This window comes from Kosakonia sp. LAM2021 (genome assembly GCF_016620385.1).
Lineage (GTDB): Bacteria > Pseudomonadota > Gammaproteobacteria > Enterobacterales > Enterobacteriaceae > Kosakonia > Kosakonia sacchari.
Map to the genome: position 1 here is coordinate 29101 of NZ_JAENHT010000002.1, position 15759 is coordinate 44859.

Genomic DNA, 15759 nt, shown 5'->3' on the forward strand with positions numbered 1-15759 from the left:
CATTTCATGCTACAAAATATGTAGAATTTTCAACGCGAAAGAGGTTTACTTCTTTCCCAAAATAGAGTCAGGACGCATATGTTGAACACAAAAATGAGTGTGGTGATCCTTGCTGCGGGCAAAGGCACACGCATGTATTCCGATCTTCCCAAAGTGCTGCATACGCTTGCAGGGAAAGCGATGGTTCAGCATGTCATTGATACTGCAACTTTTCTTGGCGCGAACCACGTTCATCTGGTGTATGGCCACGGCGGCGATCTGCTCAAAAAACGCCTTTCTGACGATAAACTCAATTGGGTTTTACAAGCTGAACAGATGGGTACTGGCCATGCGATGCAGCAGGCTGCACCGTTCTTTGCGGATGACGAAGATATTCTCATGCTCTACGGCGATGTGCCGCTGATTTCAGTGGAAACACTGGAACGTCTGCGTGCTGCAAAACCGCAAGGCGGGATCGGTTTGTTAACTGTGGTTCTGGATGACCCTTCTGGATATGGCCGCATCACGCGCGAAAACGGTGTCGTTACGGGTATTGTTGAGCAGAAAGATGCCAGTGAAGAGCAGCGTAAGATTAATGAAATCAACACCGGTATTTTGATCGCTAATGGCGGCGATATGAAACGCTGGCTTGGTAAGCTCACCAACAACAATGCCCAGGGTGAATACTACATCACCGATATCATTGCGCTGGCTTATCAGGAAGGGCGTGAAATCGTCGCTGTGCACCCGCAGCGCCTGAGCGAAGTGGAAGGCGTTAATAATCGTCTTCAGTTGTCACGCCTGGAACGCGCTTACCAGTCTGAACAAGCCGAAAAATTGCTGCTGGCAGGCGTTATGCTGCGCGATCCTGCGCGTTTCGACCTGCGCGGTACGCTGGAGCACGGGCGGGATGTTGAGATCGATGCTAACGTCATCATTGAAGGTCACGTTAAGCTTGGTGATCGCGTGAAGATCGGTGCAGGTTGTATCCTGAAAAACAGCGAAATTGGCGACGATTGCGAAATCAGCCCGTATAGCGTTGTGGAAGATGCTCGTCTGGAAGCTGAATGTACCATCGGTCCTTTTGCGCGTTTGCGCCCGGGTGCTGAATTGCTGGTTGGCGCGCATGTCGGCAACTTTGTGGAAATGAAAAAAGCGCGTCTGGGAAAAGGCTCGAAAGCCGGGCATCTGAGCTATCTGGGCGATGCGGAGATTGGCGACAACGTGAACGTCGGCGCAGGCGTTATCACCTGTAACTATGACGGCGCGAACAAGCATAAAACCACCATTGGTGATGATGTGTTTGTTGGTTCTGATACGCAGCTGGTGGCGCCTGTCACGGTCGGTAAAGGCGCGACGATTGCCGCCGGTACTACGGTGACGCGCAACGTTAACGAAAATGAACTGGTTTTAAGCCGCGTGCCGCAGGTGCAAAAACAGGGCTGGCAGCGTCCGGTGAAGAAGAAGTAACGATTTCAGGGACGAGGGGAAAGATTATTCCCCCGCCCAAATGCAGTACCTATAAAAATAACCCCACTCTCTACAAGGCTCGGGGAGTCCGGTAATCGGACACTTACACTCAATAATTCGCGTTGTACAAAGGCAGCGTCGAAGAATGACGTGTAAACAGGTTGACCGACAACAAAAGGCATAATGCCAAAATCGGAATCAAAAAATATGTGTGGAATTGTTGGCGCAGTCGCGCAACGTGATGTAGCTGAAATCCTTCTCGAAGGCCTTCGTCGTCTGGAATACCGTGGTTATGACTCTGCTGGTCTGGCAGTGGTTGATGCACAAGGTCACATGACCCGTCTGCGTCGTCTCGGTAAAGTGCAGATGCTCTCTCAGGCAGCGGAAGAACACCCTCTGCACGGTGGAACCGGTATTGCGCACACCCGCTGGGCAACACACGGTGAGCCATCGGAAGGGAATGCGCATCCGCATGTTTCTGACCATATTGTTGTGGTGCATAACGGTATTATCGAAAACCATGAACCGCTGCGTGAAGAGTTAAAAGCACGCGGTTATGTGTTTGTTTCTGAAACGGATACCGAAGTTATCGCGCATTTGGTGCACTGGGAACTGGAGCAGGGCGGCACGCTGCGTGAAGCTGTACTGCGCACGATCCCGCAGTTACGCGGTGCATATGGCACGGTTATTATGGATACCCGCGATCCTAACACGCTGCTGGCAGCGCGCTCTGGCAGCCCGTTGGTTATCGGCCTGGGCATGGGCGAAAACTTTATCGCATCCGATCAGCTGGCGTTGCTGCCGGTTACCCGCCGCTTTATTTTCCTCGAAGAGGGCGATATTGCTGAAGTGACTCGCCGTAGCGTGACTGTTTTTGACAAATCCAGCGCGCAGGTTAAACGCCCTGAGATCGAATCTAATCTGCAATACGACGCTGGCGATAAAGGTATTTACCGCCATTACATGCAGAAAGAGATCTACGAGCAGCCGAACGCCATCAAAAACACCCTGACCGGCCGTATCAGCCATGGCGAAGTGGATTTGAGCGAACTGGGGCCGAATGCCAACGAATTGCTGTCGAAAGTTGAGCATATTCAGATTGTTGCCTGCGGTACGTCTTACAACTCCGGTATGGTTTCCCGTTACTGGTTTGAAGCGCTGGCAGATGTTCCGTGCGATGTCGAAATCGCTTCTGAGTTCCGCTATCGTAAATCTGCGGTGCGTCGCAATAGCCTGATGATCACGCTGTCGCAGTCTGGTGAAACGGCAGATACGCTGGCGGCGCTGCGCTTGTCGAAAGAGCTGGGTTATCTGGGATCGCTGGCAATTTGTAACGTTCCGGGTTCCTCGCTGGTGCGCGAATCCGACCTGGCGATGATGACCAAAGCCGGTACGGAAATTGGCGTTGCATCAACCAAAGCGTTCACCACTCAGCTCACCGTGTTGCTGATGCTGGTGGCGAAACTGAGCCGCCTGAAAGGGCTGGATGCGGCCATTGAGCACGATATCGTCCATGGTTTGCAGGCGCTGCCGAGCCGCATTGAGCAGATGTTGTCGCAGGTTAAACGCATCGAAGCGCTGGCAGAAGATTTCTCCGATAAGCATCATGCGCTGTTCCTTGGCCGTGGCGATCAATATCCGATCGCGCTGGAAGGAGCGTTGAAGCTGAAAGAGATCTCTTATATTCACGCTGAAGCCTATGCCGCAGGTGAACTGAAACATGGCCCATTGGCACTAATTGATGCCGATATGCCGGTGATTGTCGTTGCGCCAAACAACGAACTGCTGGAAAAACTGAAATCCAACATCGAAGAAGTTCGCGCTCGTGGCGGCGTGCTGTATGTCTTTGCCGATCAGGATGCCGGTTTCACCAGCAACGACAATATGCACATTATCGATATGCCGCATGTAGAAGAGGTGATTGCGCCAATCTTCTATACCGTGCCGCTGCAATTGCTGGCTTACCACGTTGCGCTGATCAAAGGCACCGACGTGGATCAACCACGTAACCTGGCGAAATCGGTTACCGTGGAATAAGGTCTTAAGCTTGTCATAGTGTAGAAAGAGGTTGCCTGATGGCAGCCTCTTTTTTTAAGGATACGCATGAGTTTGTTGGAAAAAATGGCGGGTGCGAAATTGCTTGCACTCATCAATTATTGCCGGGGCGTTGATGCGGGAATCGCGGGTCGCAAGCTGGCGCAGTTGAAGTTGGCGGCAGAGGCATTTAAAGAGATGCCAAAAGCCTATCCTGCAGGCAGAGGCGGGATGACATTTTATGGCAGCGTAACTGTCGTGTTTTATGCCTTGCTACTGAGCTATGTCTGCCTTGCGCTGACGGTGAAAACCGCCATTGGCGGCCTGGGTTTTATAATCGGTGTCGCGGTATTTTTAATCCTGGTCGTGGCGCTCATCTGCATAGAAAAAGGGCGCACGCTCTCCTTAAAATTATTTCTGGCTGTCTGGTTGTTGTTATGTGTTTGCAACGTGCCAGTGGCAGGATGGCTTCTCATTGTTCCGTTTTCCACACTGTCTCTGGTTTTTTGGGGGATTGGTATTGTTCTGTTATGGCTTACACGAAAAGTGATGAACGGACCGGAACTTACGAAATTAGTGCAGTGGCGTATATCGCTAAAAATCGCTCAATTCCGGCGTCAGGCGTTGACGCAATCTAAGCGTAAATAAAGTGATAAGCGGTGGCTTTTTCTCGCGTTTCGTTAGGACTTCTTGTCAGATTCAGCTACGTTTTTAATGTCATAAAACTAAAATTTTTCTGACATCTTATCGTCATCAGCTTTTTTATCTCGCTGATAAATCATCCGACATTCGTTAAATCTGACCGTAATTCGTTGCTGTCATCAAACCGTAACAATCATTGCATATAACTGTCATCAAAGTGTCCTATTTTGCTCATCGTAGCCACTAAACAACGATTTACGATTCTTGCAGGAGACATTATGAACGTTATGCGTACCACTGTCGCAACTGTTGTCGCCGCGACCTTTTCTCTGAGTGCATTTGCTGTAAACGCAGCTGCCAGTCTGACAGGCGCGGGCGCAACTTTCCCTGCGCCGGTGTATGCCAAGTGGGCTGATACCTACCAGAAAGAAACAGGTAACAAGATTAACTACCAGGGTATTGGGTCTTCTGGTGGTATTAAACAAATTACTGCTAAAACTGTTGATTTCGGTGCGTCAGATGCCCCGCTGTCTGACGACAAACTGGCTCAGGAAGGCCTGTTCCAGTTCCCGACCGTGATTGGCGGTATCGTGCTGGCAATCAACGTCCCGGGTGTTAAATCCGGCGAACTGGTGCTGGATGGCAAAACACTGGGTGATATCTACCTGGGTAATATCAAAAAATGGGATGACGCGGCTATCGCCAAACTCAACCCAGGCCTGAAACTGCCTTCACAGAACATCGCTGTGGTTCGCCGCGCTGATGGCTCCGGCACCTCCTTCGTTTTCACCAGCTACCTGGCGAAAGTGAACGAAGAGTGGAAATCTAAAGTCGGTTCTGGTTCTACCGTTAACTGGCCAACCGGCCTGGGCGGTAAAGGTAACGACGGTATCGCCGCGTTCGTTCAGCGTCTGCCGGGTTCTATCGGTTACGTTGAATATGCTTACGCTAAGCAGAACAACCTGACCTATACCAAGCTGCTCTCTGCCGATGGTAAAGCGGTTAGCCCGACGGAAACCAGCTTCTCCAACGCGGCTAAAGATATCGACTGGAGCAAGTCTTTCGCGCAGGATCTGACTAACCAGAAAGGTGCGGATGTGTGGCCAATCACCTCCACCACGTTCATTCTGGTACATAAAGAGCAGGCTAAACCTGAACAAGGCGCTGAAGTGCTGAAGTTCTTTGACTGGGCTTACAAAAAAGGCGGCAAACAAGCTAACGAACTCGACTACGCAACCCTGCCGGATGGCGTTGTTGAACAAGTTCGCGCTGCCTGGAAAGCCAACGTGAAAGATAGCAGCGGTAAAGCACTGTACTAAGCACACGTTTTTGAAGAACATGGCGGATGGCGCTTACACCATCCGCCTTACAGATCTTCTGTAGGCCGGCAAGCGCAAGCGCCTGCTGGCAATTCGTAAGACGTTAAACTGAAGAGTAATTTATGGCTGCAACCAAGCCGGCATTTAATCCCCCGGGTAAAAAAGGCGACATGTTATTCAGCGCACTGGTAAGACTGGCTGCGCTGATTGTGTTATTGCTGCTCAGCGGCATTATCGTGTCTCTGATTTTCTCCTCATGGCCAAGCATTCAGAAGTTTGGTTTTTCTTTCCTGTGGACCAAAGAGTGGGATGCGCCAAATGACGTCTACGGGGCGCTGGTACCGATTTACGGCACCATTGTTACCTCGGTCATTGCGCTGCTTATCGCGGTTCCGGTGAGTTTTGGTATCGCACTGTTTCTGACAGAGCTGTCGCCAAACTGGCTGAAACGTCCGCTGGGCATTGCTATTGAGCTGCTGGCGGCGATCCCGAGTATTGTTTACGGCATGTGGGGGCTGTTTATTTTTGCTCCGCTGTTCGCGACTTACTTCCAGGAACCGGTGGGCAATGTCCTTTCCAACATTCCTTTTGTCGGCGCGCTGTTTTCCGGCCCCGCATTTGGTATCGGCATTCTGGCTGCCGGAGTTATCCTCGCCATTATGATTATTCCGTACATTGCGGCGGTAATGCGCGATGTATTCGAACAAACACCAGTGATGATGAAAGAGTCGGCCTACGGCATTGGCTGCACCACCTGGGAGGTTATCTGGCGTATCGTGCTGCCATTTACCAAAAATGGGGTGATTGGCGGCGTGATGCTGGGTCTGGGGCGCGCACTGGGTGAAACCATGGCAGTGACCTTTATCATCGGTAACACCTACCAGCTCGACAGTGCTTCGCTGTTTATGCCCGGCAACAGTATTACTTCCGCGCTGGCGAACGAGTTCGCCGAAGCCGAATCGGGCTTGCATGTCGCGGCATTGATGGAACTGGGGCTTATCCTGTTCGTGATCACCTTTATCGTATTGGCCATTTCTAAATTTATGATCATGCGCCTGGCGAAAAACGAGGGGGCACGCTAATGGCTACGCTTGAAATGCAAAGCACCGCACAGCTGGCTGAATCGCGCCGTAAAATGCAGGCGCGCCGCCGTCTGAAAAACCGTATTGCCCTGACATTGTCGATGGCGACCATGGCTTTTGGTCTGTTCTGGTTGATCTGGATCCTGCTGTCGACGGTTACGCGCGGTTTTGACGGGATGTCAGTGGCGATGTTTACCGAAATGACGCCACCGCCAAATACGGCGGGCGGTGGCCTGGCTAACGCCCTGGCGGGCAGTGGCCTGTTAATTCTCTGGGCGACGGTTGTCGGTACCCCACTGGGCATTATGGCCGGGATTTATCTGGCGGAGTATGGTCGCAAATCCTGGCTTGCTGAAATTATTCGTTTTATCAACGACATTCTGCTTTCAGCGCCTTCGATCGTGGTCGGACTGTTCGTTTACACCATTGTCGTCGCGCAGATGCAGCACTTCTCTGGTTGGGCTGGTGTGATTGCGCTGGCGCTGTTGCAAGTGCCGATTGTCATCCGTACCACGGAAAACATGCTGAAACTGGTGCCGGACAGCTTGCGTGAAGCAGCTTACGCGCTGGGAACGCCGAAATGGAAGATGATTTCCGCGATTACCCTGAAAGCCTCGGTTTCCGGGATTATGACCGGCGTGCTGCTGGCTGTCGCGCGTATTGCGGGTGAAACGGCGCCGCTGCTGTTTACTGCGCTCTCCAACCAGTTCTGGAGCACCGATATGATGCAGCCTATCGCTAACTTGCCGGTGACGATTTTCAAATTCGCTATGAGCCCGTTTGCCGAGTGGCAGCAGCTGGCCTGGGCCGGGGTGCTGATCATCACTCTTTGCGTACTGTTGTTAAATATTCTGGCGCGCGTCATTTTCGCGAAGAGTAAACACGGTTAATTTTTGCGACGCGGCGAAAGCGGCGTCGAGTTGAGGAAAGAGATAAATGAGTATGGTTGAAACAACGCCGGGCAAGATTCAGGTTCGCGATTTGAACTTCTATTACGGCAAATTCCATGCATTGAAAAACATCAGCCTGGATATTGCCAAAAATCAGGTGACGGCATTTATCGGGCCGTCGGGCTGCGGTAAATCCACGCTGCTGCGTACGTTTAACAAAATGTTTGAGCTTTATCCTGAGCAGCGCGCGGAAGGCGAGATCCTGCTGGATGGCGACAACATTCTGACTAACACGCAGGATATTGCGCTGCTGCGCGCAAAAGTGGGAATGGTGTTTCAGAAGCCAACGCCGTTTCCAATGTCGATTTACGACAATATCGCGTTCGGTGTGCGCCTGTTTGAGAAGCTTTCACGCCCGGATATGGACGAGCGTGTACAGTGGGCTTTGACTAAGGCCGCATTATGGAACGAAACCAAGGATAAACTGCACCAGAGCGGGTACTCTCTTTCCGGTGGTCAGCAGCAGCGTCTGTGCATCGCTCGCGGCATCGCGATCCGCCCGGAAGTGCTGTTGCTTGATGAACCCTGTTCCGCGCTCGACCCGATCTCAACCGGTCGTATTGAAGAGCTGATTACGGAACTGAAACAGGATTACACCGTTGTTATCGTAACGCACAACATGCAGCAGGCGGCGCGCTGTTCCGATCACACGGCATTTATGTATCTCGGTGAGTTGATTGAGTTCAGCAATACAGATGATCTGTTCACGAAGCCGAAGAAGAAGCAAACGGAAGACTACATTACCGGGCGCTATGGTTGATTTGCCGGGCCGTAAAGGTCTCAGCAACCCTGTTACAACGTGAAATCTGTCGGGCATTTGGAGTGCACCATGGACAATCTCAACCTTAACAAACACATTTCCGGGCAGTTCAACGCTGAGCTGGAAAGCATTCGCACTCAGGTAATGACCATGGGTGGAATGGTGGAGCAGCAGCTTTCTGATGCGATCACCGCCATGCACAACCAGGACAGCGAGCTGGCAAAGCGCGTTGTTGAGGGCGACAAACAGGTCAATATGATGGAAGTCGCCATCGATGAAGCCTGTGTGCGTATCATCGCTAAGCGTCAGCCGACGGCGAGCGATTTACGTCTGGTGATGGCAATTATCAAAACCATCGCTGAGCTGGAACGTATTGGCGACGTGGCGGATAAAATCTGCCGTACCGCGCTGGAAAAGTTCTCCCAGCAACACCAACCCCTGCTGGTAAGCCTTGAATCGCTGGGCCGTCACACTGTGCAGATGCTGCATGACGTGCTGGACGCTTTCGCCCGAATGGATCTGGATGAAGCGGTACGTATCTACCGCGAAGATAAAAAAGTGGATCAGGAATATGAAGGCATTGTGCGTCAGTTAATGACCTACATGATGGAAGATTCCCGCACCATTCCAAGCGTACTGACCGCGTTGTTCTGCGCCCGTTCCATCGAGCGAATCGGCGACCGTTGCCAGAATATCTGTGAATATATCTTCTACTTCGTGAAGGGGCAGGATTTCCGTCACGTTGGCGGCGATGAACTGGATAAGCTGCTGGCTGGAAAAGATCCTAAAGAGTGATAAGAAAACCCCCTCTGCGATGAGGGGGTTTTTGTTTCAGGCCGATTTTGCCAGCAGCTTTCTTGCCAGCGTATCGATATCTTCGTACTGCCAGAGTTTGTCGCGCCACGTTTGCGGAATGCCGTTTACCCCGTAAAACGCGCCAGCCAGTTGCCCGGCAATGGCAGCGGTGGTATCCGCATCATCGCCAAGGTTGGTTGCCAGCAGGATGGTTTCTTCAAAATCGTTACCTTTGGCGAAACACCACAGCGCAGCTTCCAGGCTCTGCACGCAGTAACCGGTACCAAAAATCTCCGCCCGCGTTTTTTGCAGATAGCGACCTTCCGCAATATGGCGCAGGTTTTCCTGCTCCGGTAACTGCGCGATATCGGTCAGCGTTTCCCGTTTACTTTTGCCCTGTAAGGCATTCATAAGCTGTTGCGCGAACAGACGGCAACTGGCGAGCGCTTCCGGCGCGGCGTGCGTAGTGCGTGAAGAGGCTTCCGCATACTCCAGCACTTGCGCTTGATCCGGAAAGAACCATAGCACGACAGGTGCCAGACGCATCAGCGAGCCGTTACCGGCCGTTCGCGGATTGCTGGAACCGGCAAACGGTTCGCCATCATTGGCGAACTTCTGCAGCGCGCTGGCAACGGTCATGCCGATATCAAAACAGTGACCCGTAGCGCTTAAATAGCCCCACTTCCACCAGTTCAGATAACGGTTCATCTGATCCTTTGCGTCAAACCCGTTACAGGTGACCAGGCTTTCCGCAAGGCACAGCGCCATTGACGTATCGTCAGTCCACTGCCCGGCCTGTAAATGAAACGGGCCGCCGCCGACCATCCCGGTCACGGGTGGAAAGGAGTCCTTCGCGCTGAACTCCACTGTGGTACCAACCGCATCTCCTGCGGCCAGCCCAAGCAGGCAACCCTGATAACGTGCAAGTAATTCAGACATCTGTTGTGCTCCTGTCGCTCTCCATCAGGAGAAATCGGCCCACAGCCGAAGTTTCCCACAATGCAGACAGCGGAAGAGATAACCCTGGCAATCACCGCCGTCGAGCAGGTATTCGGGTAGTTTCTCGTAATCAATGCCGAAAGCATCGCAGTCGGCCTGCAGATCGGCAAATTGGTCCAGTTTGTCGGCAATCTCTTTCCAGCCCACGTACCCTTCGAAGGCGCAGAAATCATTACAGTGCGCCAGCCAGAACTCCTGCTGCCAGCCACAATATCCCGGCGTTCTTTCGGTCAATTCAATCACGCTGGCTTCCGGCCAGGGATTTTTAAAGCCGGTAAATTCGCCTTCGTCGTCGAACTCGCTTTCTATGCCCTCCAGAGAGGATTCATCCTGAAAGCTGCCGCCAAATTTCTCTGCGGCTGCACCATCTGCAATACACCATGGGCAGAGATAATCGACATCTTGCTGGGTATAGAACGGATTGGTGTAGTAGACATTGGTCGGCTGCTGACAGCAGGCGCAGGTGACCGTTTTGTCTTCAGAGAACACTCCGGTTTCCAGAGGCTGCGGGTGATACTTAAATACCGGTAGAGGGCGATGTGTCTGGGCCATAAAAACATCCTGTTTAGTGGTTTAGATTAACGCGTAACATGCCACCCGCGAGCGCGCCACAGCTCTGGCAACTGCGCCAAATCAGTGAACGTAGTCACTTTTGGGTGGTCGATGGGTTTGTTATGCGGATCGGCGCAGAAGTAAAATACTTCCATCCCTGCCGCGATACCAGATTGCGCCCCGGCGGTGGAATCATCCACCAGAATACAGTTTGCCGGATCGACATTAAGCGCTTTAGCTGCATGGTACATTATCGCCGGATCGGGCTTCCAGCGTTGGATGTCATAGCCGCTAAACAGTTTTTCAGGAAAGTGATGTAGCATCCCAAGTTTGCCCAAAGAGTGTTGCATTTTGCTGACGGGGCCGTTAGAAACGACGCACATCGGAATCGCCACCGCATCCAGCAATGCATTCGCACCGGCAATCACGTCCAGCTCGCTGTCAAACAGACGCGCCACTTCCGCGCGGTACACCGGTACCAGCGCGCTTTGATCCAGCGGTTTACCGTACTCCTCGCCGATAACATCGATGATTTCATACAGTTTCATGCCCTTAAATCGTTTAAAAACCTCGTCCAGATCGAGCGAAATACCAAACGCTTCAAACATATGCACGTACGCGCGGGAACAAATTACTTCACTGTCGACCAGGGTACCGTCACAGTCGAAAAATACCGCTTCAATGTGGGACATGCCGTTTCCTGTTTTATTGCAAGTTTAACGTTTACTTAACGCAGATTACGGGACGCAATCGTTGCCGTATAAGCAAATTCAATGAAAAAAAGTGTGTGATAACCGTCAACATTGTCTCATTTTGGTATAGGATAGCGACGAATTTTCCCTCCTATTCCGGAAATTGATAATGAGCCAACAACACACTACCCAGGCTTCACGCCAGGGGTTGCTTGACCGCGTGTTTAAACTGCGCGAGCACGGTACTTCGGCACGCACCGAAGTGATCGCCGGTTTCACGACGTTTTTGACGATGGTGTATATCGTTTTTGTTAACCCCCAGATTCTGGGCGTCGCCGGAATGGATACCAGCGCAGTATTTGTGACAACTTGCCTGATTGCCGCTTTTGGCAGCATTCTGATGGGGCTGGTGGCGAATTTGCCGGTCGCACTGGCTCCAGCCATGGGTCTGAATGCTTTCTTTGCGTTCGTGGTGGTTGGCGCGATGGGCCTCTCCTGGCAGATTGGCATGGGGGCGATTTTCTGGGGCGCGGTCGGTCTGCTGCTGTTGACCATTTTCCGCGTCCGTTACTGGATGATTGCCAATATCCCGGTGAGCCTGCGTGTTGGTATTACCAGCGGTATTGGTTTGTTTATTGGCATGATGGGGCTGAAAAACGCCGGTGTTATCGTCGCCAACAAAGACACGCTGGTGAGCATTGGCAACCTGACATCTCACAGTGTTCTGCTGGGTGTGCTCGGTTTCTTTATCATCGCCATTCTGGCGTCGCGCAACATTCACGCCGCGGTGCTGATTTCTATTGTTGTGACAACGCTGCTGGGCTGGCTGATGGGTGATGTGCAGTACCACGGCATCGTTTCCGCACCGCCGAGCGTGGCGTCTGTTGTCGGCAACGTTGACCTGGCAGGTTCGTTTAATATCGGTCTGGCTGGCGTGATTTTCTCGTTTATGCTGGTTAACCTGTTCGACTCTTCCGGTACGCTGATTGGCGTGACGGATAAAGCCGGGCTGGTGGATGAGAGCGGCAAATTTCCGCGCATGAAGCAGGCGCTGTATGTAGACAGCATATCTTCGGTTGCCGGTTCGTTTATCGGAACCTCTTCGGTGACGGCGTATATCGAATCGTCTTCTGGTGTCTCTGTTGGTGGGCGTACCGGCTTGACCGCGGTGGTGGTTGGTCTGCTGTTCTTGCTGGTTATCTTCCTGTCGCCGCTGGCGGGCATGGTTCCGGCGTATGCCGCTGCAGGTGCGCTGATTTATGTTGGTGTGCTGATGACATCCAGCCTCGCGCGCGTGAAGTGGGAAGATATGACAGAAGCCGTACCCGCGTTTATCACTGCGGTGATGATGCCGTTTAGCTTCTCGATTACCGAAGGTATCGCGCTCGGCTTTATCTCTTACTGTGTGATGAAGATTGGCACCGGTCGTTTGCGCGATCTGAGCCCGTGTGTGCTGGTGGTTGCGGTGCTGTTTCTGCTGAAAATCATCTTTATTGACGCGCATTAATCTTTCTCCCTCTCCCGCAAGGGAGAGGGATTTACTACTACCGCCTAACGCGCTGAATATAATCACCAAAAGCCGTTAGCTGCCCGGTCAAATGGTCGAGCGTGCTTTGATCGACCACTTCTCCCGTTTGCTGATCCACCTTGTTCTGGATCACGCCGCCCATAAACTCCGGCTTGTTCATCACCATTGCATCCAGGAACACCAGGATCTGGCGTAAGTGATACTGGCAGCGAGCGCCACCAATCGCGCCCATTGAACTGGTCTGGATCAAAACCGGTTTTCCGGCCAGCGGTTGCTCAGGCAGACGCGATAGCCAGTCGATGGCGTTCTTCAGGCCGCCTGGCACGGAGTAGTTATACTCCGGAGTCACAATGACCACGCCATCCGCTGCGCGGATTTGTGCCGCAATCGCTTCCACACTTTGCGGGAAACCCTCTTCTTGCTGGATATCCGCGTCATACAGTGGGATATCAGCAATGGAAGGCAACGGCGTCACTTCCATTCCTGCCGGAGCGAGTTTTGGTAACGTGCGTGCAACCATGGCATTAAATGAGCCTTTGCGCAGGCTCCCGAGAAGTGTCACAACCTTGAGTTCAGCAGACATGAGGACTCCTGTGTAGGGATTAATTAAGGATCAGGGCTTTTTCCGCAGGCAGGCTGGTGAATCGCATTAAGCGGGATGCGGGATCGTTAGCGCGTGTTTGCACATCTGAAAGGTAACGCCACCCTTTTTGACTGTCGAATTCCCAGATCTTCAGGCTTTCGATTGCCGGACTCACCGCGACCGACCAAATCAGCACATCTTCCGCGTCACACATCACTTCCACCTGCGACAGCTGCGCGGCGCGAAGACGCCCGGATCCCGGCAATAACTGTAGCTGGCCCGGCTCATCCTGCATCTGGTGCAGTAGCTTCATTACGCTCTGGCGTATGGTCAAAAGCTGGGTTTGCGCTTCGTTCGCATCGTTTTGGTTGTTGATCCACAACTGTTCATTATTGGTGAACGTGTGTTTATGCCCATGCGGGCTATGAAAACTCCGCGTTGCGCGCTGTAGCTCCATATCCAGCCCGCATTCACCTTCGGTGGTGATAGCCACACCGACCATGTTCCCGGCATACGCCAGTGAGAAGTGCGGCAGGCTGTTGTCGACAAACCTCGGTCTTCCGCTTGGCTCAACTTCTATTTCCGGCAGTTCACTCGCGCCGTAAAGCATAAACAGCATTTCGGCGAGTAACGCGCGGGAAGCGAGAAAGCGTGAGCGGCGATGTTCAGGAAGCTGGCGCGCCGTATCATGGCAGGCTAGTGGTAACCGGGTAGAGATGAGATTCCCTTCTGACAGGATCCCTCTTGCAAAGTGCGTCGCCATTTTTCTCTCCGTGATAATGGTCTGAGTTGATCGAATCGATAATCAATATTATCGCCCATACTGCATAGGTTTTAATGCGGAAATTCGCATCTGAAAAGTCCTAATGGGGATATTTACACTTTCTTTCGCTGATCCGAAACACTTTAGGAAAATCCACCGTAGTAACACAAACGGCCGTTAAAACGGCCGCCATGTCATTACTTACCAATACAGAAACTTGAGAAAATTCGCCCCAGCAAATCGTCTGAGGTAAATTCGCCAGTGATTTCACTTAAGTTTTGTTGTGCAAGGCGTAGCTCTTCGGCAAGCAGTTCACCCGCCCACGCCCCTAACAGCTGCGCTTTGCCCTGTTGCAGATGCTCTGCGGCCGTTTCCAGCGCTTGTAAATGACGACGACGCGCGAGGAAGCCGCCCTCCATGCTGGTGTCAAAGCCCATACTCTGTTTAAGATGCTGACGTAACACATCCACACCTTCACCGGTTCGTGCCGATAGACGAACAAGTGAGTGATTATTCACTTCACTAAGACCCAGCGGTTCGCCAGTCACGTCGGCTTTATTGCGCACCACGGTAATCGGTAGTTTCGCTGGTAAACGGGCAATAAAATCAGGCCAGATCGCCGCCGGGTCAACGGCATCGGTAGTGGTGCCATCCACCATAAACAGCACACGGTCGGCTTGCTCGATCTCCTGCCAGGCGCGTTCGATACCAATGCGTTCCACTTCGTCGCTGGCTTCGCGCAGCCCGGCGGTATCAATGATATGCAGCGGCATACCATCAATATGAATATGTTCGCGCAGCACGTCGCGAGTGGTGCCGGCGATATCGGTGACGATTGCCGCTTCGCGCCCGGCCAGCGCGTTCAGCAGGCTCGATTTCCCGGCATTTGGACGTCCGGCAATGACGACCTTCATCCCTTCGCGCAGCAGGCTACCCTGACGCGCTTCGGCGCGTACGGCGTCCAGATCGGCGATAACGTTATTCAGTTGCGCTTCGATTTTGCCATCGGAGAGGAAATCGATCTCCTCATCCGGAAAATCAATCGCCGCTTCGACGTAGATGCGCAGGTGAGTGAGTGCTTCCACCAGGTGATTCACGCGCGCGGAAAACGCGCCCTGTAATGAGTTGACCGCCGAACGTGCCGCTTGCTCAGAACTGGCATCAATCAGGTCAGCAATCGCCTCCGCCTGCGCCAGGTCGAGCTTGTCATTAAGGAATGCGCGCTCTGAGAACTCCCCAGGATTGGCGATACGCAGCCCAGGCAGCGTCAGGATACGTTTTAACAGCAGATCGAGGATCACCGGGCCGCCGTGGCCTTGCAGCTCCAGCACGTCTTCACCAGTGAAAGAATTCGGGCCGGGGAACCACAGCGCAATGCCCTGGTCCAGCGCGGTGCCGTCGGCATCCATAAACGGCAGATAGTCGGCATAACGCGGTTTCGGGAGCTTGCCCAGCACCGCTTGCGCTACATCGCGTGCCTTGCTGCCTGAAATACGCAGGATGCCCACGCCACCGCGTCCCGGTGGGGTTGCCTGGGCGACAATCGTGTCGTTGTGGTTCATGGTTTATTTTCCGAAATCTCAAAATAAGAAAGGCGGTCAGTTGACCGCC

General features: G+C 52.8%; 15 protein-coding genes. 9 read left to right on the forward strand and 6 right to left on the reverse strand.

Annotation, left to right across the window (positions count from 1 at the left end):
- Positions 1 to 78 precede the first annotated feature (78 nt).
- The 8 genes from glmU to phoU all read left to right on the forward strand — a co-directional run bounded on the left by glmU (position 79) and on the right by phoU (position 9031).
- Positions 79 to 1449, forward strand: coding sequence for a bifunctional UDP-N-acetylglucosamine diphosphorylase/glucosamine-1-phosphate N-acetyltransferase GlmU (glmU, locus tag JKP81_RS06590; protein WP_200551095.1), 1371 nt, complete (start codon positions 79 to 81; stop codon positions 1447 to 1449).
- A gap of 207 nt (positions 1450 to 1656) precedes the next feature.
- A complete protein-coding gene (gene glmS / locus JKP81_RS06595) occupies positions 1657 to 3486 on the forward strand; it encodes a glutamine--fructose-6-phosphate transaminase (isomerizing) (RefSeq protein ID WP_200551096.1) in 1830 nt (609 codons plus the stop codon).
- Positions 3487 to 3552: 66 nt separating this feature from the next.
- Positions 3553 to 4131 (forward strand): hypothetical protein, encoded by a 579-nt coding sequence (locus JKP81_RS06600; protein WP_200551097.1) that lies wholly within the window; start codon positions 3553 to 3555, stop codon positions 4129 to 4131.
- A 272-nt stretch (positions 4132 to 4403) separates the two neighbouring features.
- Positions 4404 to 5444 (forward strand): phosphate ABC transporter substrate-binding protein PstS, encoded by a 1041-nt coding sequence (gene pstS, locus JKP81_RS06605; protein WP_200551098.1) that lies wholly within the window; start codon positions 4404 to 4406, stop codon positions 5442 to 5444.
- Positions 5445 to 5566: 122 nt separating this feature from the next.
- Entirely contained in the window at positions 5567 to 6526 is a 960-nt protein-coding gene (gene pstC / locus JKP81_RS06610) for a phosphate ABC transporter permease PstC (protein WP_017458058.1), read from the forward strand.
- Positions 6526 to 7416, forward strand: a complete 891-nt coding sequence (gene pstA, locus JKP81_RS06615; protein WP_200551099.1) for a phosphate ABC transporter permease PstA — start codon at positions 6526 to 6528, stop codon at positions 7414 to 7416. Before pstC ends, pstA begins: the two co-directional genes overlap by 1 nt.
- Positions 7417 to 7462: 46 nt before the next feature.
- Positions 7463 to 8236: a phosphate ABC transporter ATP-binding protein PstB gene (pstB, locus tag JKP81_RS06620; protein WP_017458060.1), complete on the forward strand. Its 774-nt coding sequence runs from the start codon at positions 7463 to 7465 to the stop codon at positions 8234 to 8236.
- Positions 8237 to 8305: 69 nt separating this feature from the next.
- On the forward strand, positions 8306 to 9031 hold the full coding sequence (gene phoU, locus JKP81_RS06625; protein WP_017458061.1) for a phosphate signaling complex protein PhoU: 726 nt from the start codon (positions 8306 to 8308) through the stop codon (positions 9029 to 9031).
- 36 nt (positions 9032 to 9067) lie between these two features.
- Here the strand turns inward: phoU and JKP81_RS06630 are convergent, their stop codons facing one another.
- Genes JKP81_RS06630 through yieH form a run of 3 tightly spaced genes read right to left on the reverse strand, consistent with a single transcriptional unit; the run spans position 9068 to position 11274 of the window.
- Complete coding sequence (locus tag JKP81_RS06630; RefSeq protein ID WP_200551100.1) at positions 9068 to 9970, reverse strand: ADP-ribosylglycohydrolase family protein; 903 nt, start codon at positions 9968 to 9970, stop codon at positions 9068 to 9070.
- A gap of 24 nt (positions 9971 to 9994) precedes the next feature.
- On the reverse strand, positions 9995 to 10582 hold the full coding sequence (cbrC, locus tag JKP81_RS06635; protein WP_017458063.1) for a PF03691 family colicin E2 tolerance protein CbrC: 588 nt from the start codon (positions 10580 to 10582) through the stop codon (positions 9995 to 9997).
- 26 nt (positions 10583 to 10608) lie between these two features.
- On the reverse strand, positions 10609 to 11274 hold the full coding sequence (yieH, locus tag JKP81_RS06640) for a 6-phosphogluconate phosphatase (protein ID WP_200551101.1): 666 nt from the start codon (positions 11272 to 11274) through the stop codon (positions 10609 to 10611).
- A gap of 169 nt (positions 11275 to 11443) precedes the next feature.
- Here yieH and JKP81_RS06645 point away from each other — a divergent pair, with 169 nt between their 5' ends.
- Positions 11444 to 12781 (forward strand): NCS2 family permease, encoded by a 1338-nt coding sequence (locus JKP81_RS06645; RefSeq protein ID WP_200551102.1) that lies wholly within the window; start codon positions 11444 to 11446, stop codon positions 12779 to 12781.
- A 37-nt stretch (positions 12782 to 12818) separates the two neighbouring features.
- Here JKP81_RS06645 and JKP81_RS06650 read toward each other — a convergent pair whose 3' ends face one another.
- From JKP81_RS06650 to mnmE, 3 genes are all read right to left on the reverse strand, one after another.
- Positions 12819 to 13385, reverse strand: a complete 567-nt coding sequence (locus JKP81_RS06650) for an NADPH-dependent FMN reductase (protein WP_200551103.1) — start codon at positions 13383 to 13385, stop codon at positions 12819 to 12821.
- 19 nt (positions 13386 to 13404) lie between these two features.
- Positions 13405 to 14148, reverse strand: coding sequence for a 4'-phosphopantetheinyl transferase superfamily protein (locus tag JKP81_RS06655; RefSeq protein WP_017458067.1), 744 nt, complete (start codon positions 14146 to 14148; stop codon positions 13405 to 13407).
- A gap of 197 nt (positions 14149 to 14345) precedes the next feature.
- Positions 14346 to 15710 carry a tRNA uridine-5-carboxymethylaminomethyl(34) synthesis GTPase MnmE gene (gene mnmE / locus JKP81_RS06660; RefSeq protein ID WP_200551104.1) on the reverse strand — a complete coding sequence of 455 codons (1365 nt, stop codon included), beginning with the start codon at positions 15708 to 15710 and terminating at the stop codon, positions 14346 to 14348.
- Positions 15711 to 15759: the final 49 nt, after the last annotated feature.

Excerpts from the sequence above, each read along its gene's own strand:
- glmU (WP_200551095.1), top strand. The coding sequence starts at position 79 with ATGTTGAACACAAAAATGAGTGTGGTGATCCTTGCTGCGGGCAAAGGC.
- phoU (WP_017458061.1), top strand. The coding sequence starts at position 8,306 with ATGGACAATCTCAACCTTAACAAACACATTTCCGGGCAGTTCAACGCT.
- pstS (WP_200551098.1), top strand. The coding sequence starts at position 4,404 with ATGAACGTTATGCGTACCACTGTCGCAACTGTTGTCGCCGCGACCTTT.
- JKP81_RS06655 (WP_017458067.1), bottom strand. The coding sequence starts at position 14,148 with ATGGCGACGCACTTTGCAAGAGGGATCCTGTCAGAAGGGAATCTCATC.
- mnmE (WP_200551104.1), bottom strand. The coding sequence starts at position 15,710 with ATGAACCACAACGACACGATTGTCGCCCAGGCAACCCCACCGGGACGC.
- JKP81_RS06630 (WP_200551100.1), bottom strand. The coding sequence starts at position 9,970 with ATGTCTGAATTACTTGCACGTTATCAGGGTTGCCTGCTTGGGCTGGCC.
- JKP81_RS06645 (WP_200551102.1), top strand. The coding sequence starts at position 11,444 with ATGAGCCAACAACACACTACCCAGGCTTCACGCCAGGGGTTGCTTGAC.
- pstC (WP_017458058.1), top strand. The coding sequence starts at position 5,567 with ATGGCTGCAACCAAGCCGGCATTTAATCCCCCGGGTAAAAAAGGCGAC.
- cbrC (WP_017458063.1), bottom strand. The coding sequence starts at position 10,582 with ATGGCCCAGACACATCGCCCTCTACCGGTATTTAAGTATCACCCGCAG.
- pstA (WP_200551099.1), top strand. The coding sequence starts at position 6,526 with ATGGCTACGCTTGAAATGCAAAGCACCGCACAGCTGGCTGAATCGCGC.
- yieH (WP_200551101.1), bottom strand. The coding sequence starts at position 11,274 with ATGTCCCACATTGAAGCGGTATTTTTCGACTGTGACGGTACCCTGGTC.
- glmS (WP_200551096.1), top strand. The coding sequence starts at position 1,657 with ATGTGTGGAATTGTTGGCGCAGTCGCGCAACGTGATGTAGCTGAAATC.
- pstB (WP_017458060.1), top strand. The coding sequence starts at position 7,463 with ATGAGTATGGTTGAAACAACGCCGGGCAAGATTCAGGTTCGCGATTTG.
- JKP81_RS06650 (WP_200551103.1), bottom strand. The coding sequence starts at position 13,385 with ATGTCTGCTGAACTCAAGGTTGTGACACTTCTCGGGAGCCTGCGCAAA.
- JKP81_RS06600 (WP_200551097.1), top strand. The coding sequence starts at position 3,553 with ATGAGTTTGTTGGAAAAAATGGCGGGTGCGAAATTGCTTGCACTCATC.